This is a genomic window from Lutibacter sp. (assembly GCF_040883305.1).
Classification (GTDB): domain Bacteria; phylum Bacteroidota; class Bacteroidia; order Flavobacteriales; family Flavobacteriaceae; genus Lutibacter.
The window spans coordinates 1-2,664 of the sequence record NZ_JBFLKT010000341.1; the positions used below are offsets into that span (position 1 = coordinate 1).

At 32.3% G+C, this 2,664-nt stretch carries 4 protein-coding genes; all 4 read right to left on the reverse strand.

Annotated features, from left to right (window positions below; translation table 11 throughout):
• Positions 1-699 (reverse strand): energy transducer TonB (locus tag AB1Z17_RS11025; RefSeq protein WP_368051848.1); only part of this gene is annotated, 699 nt, incomplete at its 3' end.
• Between the two features lie 3 nt (positions 700-702).
• Positions 703-1,095: an ExbD/TolR family protein gene (locus tag AB1Z17_RS11030; RefSeq protein ID WP_368051849.1), complete on the reverse strand. Its 393-nt coding sequence runs from the start codon at positions 1,093-1,095 to the stop codon at positions 703-705.
• A 73-nt stretch (positions 1,096-1,168) separates the two neighbouring features.
• Positions 1,169-1,861 (reverse strand): MotA/TolQ/ExbB proton channel family protein, encoded by a 693-nt coding sequence (locus AB1Z17_RS11035; RefSeq protein WP_368051850.1) that lies wholly within the window; start codon positions 1,859-1,861, stop codon positions 1,169-1,171.
• Positions 1,862-1,903: 42 nt separating this feature from the next.
• Positions 1,904-2,664, reverse strand: a 761-nt coding sequence (gene nhaD, locus AB1Z17_RS11040; RefSeq protein WP_368051851.1) for a sodium:proton antiporter NhaD, incomplete at its 5' end; no start/stop codon positions are given.

Below are 2,664 nucleotides of genomic sequence, written 5' to 3' on the forward strand. Positions count from 1 at the left end.
TACTACGAGACCTTCTTCATTACAAATGTAGTTTGGTTTTGGTTTACTTAATGGTTTTCTATTGCCTAAATTATAATCTCCATTTCCACCACCACCATTTCCATAATAACCATTCGCATTAGGATCTCCATTAATATTACCTTTATCACCAGCTTCATTATCATTTCCTTCACCTCCAGTTGCTGTTCCTTCAGAATTGCTAACACCACCAATTAAAGCGTCCAATTTTTTTCTTTTAGCAGCTTCTTCTACCTTTTGTTTTGCAATTACAGCTTGTTTTTCACGTTCAATTCTCTCTTTTTCTAATTGCGCTTTTTTAGCCATTTCATCGGCCTTTTTCTTAATTTCTTCCGCCTTTTTTATTGCGATAGCCTCTTCGCTTTCTTGTGTTGCAACATCTTCAGAAACTTCTTGTACTTCTTCAACCGTACTTTCTTCTACAACTTCTTCTTGAACTTCTTGTTTTACCTCTTCTACTTCCTCTTCAGTCTTTTCTGGAGCTGGGGCTAACGGTTCTTTAGGCTGCACATTTCCTTGTCCAACATTGGAAGTTCCAAAATTTACTGCAATTCCATATTCTTGTGGTGGATCTAAATAGGTCATCCCAACAAAAAATAATAAAACTAACAGCAAACTCATAATAACGCTCGTTATGGCTGCGGATTTTCTTTTATGTTTTGTATTTAAAAAACTAGACATTTTTTATTTTGGTCTAACTGCTAATATTACTTTAAATCTGTTTCTGTTGGCAATATCCATAATTTTTACAGCTTTTTCGATAGGTACACCTTCTTCGGCTCGCAAAACTATGGTTGGATTCTCTTTGCCCGCTAATAAAGCTAACAAACTTTGTTCCAGACTGTTTTCACTTACTTTTTTACTATCAATAAAATAGGTTAAATTTTTAGTAATACTTACGGCTGTTGACTGTCTGTTTTCGGTTTTTCCGCTCGCTTTTGGCAATAAAATATCTAAAGCACTTGTTGTAACCAAAGTTGAAGTTATCATAAAAAAAATGAGGAGCAAAAACACAATATCTGTCATGGACGACATATTAAAATTCGGATTTATTTTATTTCTACCTCTTATATCCATGTTTTATTATTGTTGAATTGTTAAACTGTTTATTTGTTTAATATTGAACTATTAAAAAAATCCTAATAAATTACTAAATTGGTTCGTTTAATAAATCTAAAAACTCTACAGATTTTGCTTCCATTTCATATACAACTTTATTTGTTCTAACCACTAAATGGTTATATTGTATGTATGAAATAATCCCAACAATTAATCCTGCTACGGTAGTTGTCATTGCAGTATATAATCCATCAGAAAGCATTTTAATATCTATTTGACCTCCAGCATTTGCAATTTCATGTATTGCTATAATCATACCAATTACAGTTCCTAAAAACCCAATCATAGGCGCAGCACCAGCAATAGTTGCTAATACTGGAACGTTTTTTTCTAGTTTATAAATTTCCAATCTTCCTGCATTTTCAATAGCTGTATTAATATCTGCTAAAGGTTTTCCAATTCTCGAGATTCCTTTTTCAATTAAATGTGAAGCTGGGGAATTAACTTGCGCGCATAAAACTTTTGCTGAATCTAATTTTCCATGTGAAACGTGGTCTCTTATTTGGTTCATAAAATTACTATCGGTTTTTGAAGCCGCTTTAATGGCAAAAAAACGCTCAAAATAAATATAAAGCGCAACTGCAAGTAGTACAATTAGAATTGCAATAATTACCTGACCTCCAACGCCTCCATCCATAATTAATTTATAGATTGAAAGTGTTTTTTCTTCAGAAATAGCTTCGTTCAACAAATCTTCTGAATTTTGTAGCATAGTTAATAACATAGATTGTTCTTTATTTTATTTTTCTTTAACGAGTAATTAAAATTAAAATTGTCTTATAAACATAAATGCTACTGCGCCAACAACAAAACCTATTGCAGCAAGCCAAGCAATATTTTTAAAATACCAGAAGAAATTAATTTTTTCCATTCCCATTGCAACAACTCCTGCAGCTGACCCTATAATTAACATACTTCCTCCTGTACCCGCAGAATATGCAATAAAATGCCATATATGATCATCTACTGGTTGTTGGAACATTCCCATACTGGCTGCAACCAACGGCACATTATCAACAACTGCAGAACCAACTCCAAGCAGCATAATTACAATATCTGTATTTGGAATAATTACTTTTAAAGATTCTGCACCCAAAAATAACATCCCTAAAGATTCTAATGCTGCAACCGCCATTAAAATACCAAAGAAAAATAATACACTTGGCATTTCTATTCTTGACAATGATCTATGAATAGGACCATGAAACCCAACTGAATCGTGACCTTCATCATCTATTGCACGTGAAATATTAAACTGAAATCTGCTATAAATCTCCGCAAAAACACCAACAATAGATAAAGACAACATCATACCAACATATGGAGGTAAATGTGTTACTGTTTTAAAAATAGGAACAAATATAATTGCTGTCAATCCTAAGTATAACATTCTAGGTCCAAACTTACTTACTCCATTATCATTATCATTTTCTACAATATCTAAATTTCCTTGAAAAGGCTTTAAAAATGATGCAATAAATACTGGAACTACAACACATAATAAAGAAGGAATAATTAAATATTCTA

Coding starts and splice junctions, on each gene's coding strand:
- AB1Z17_RS11030 (WP_368051849.1), bottom strand. CDS start 1,095: ATGGATATAAGAGGTAGAAATAAAATAAATCCGAATTTTAATATGTCG.
- AB1Z17_RS11035 (WP_368051850.1), bottom strand. CDS start 1,861: ATGTTATTAACTATGCTACAAAATTCAGAAGATTTGTTGAACGAAGCT.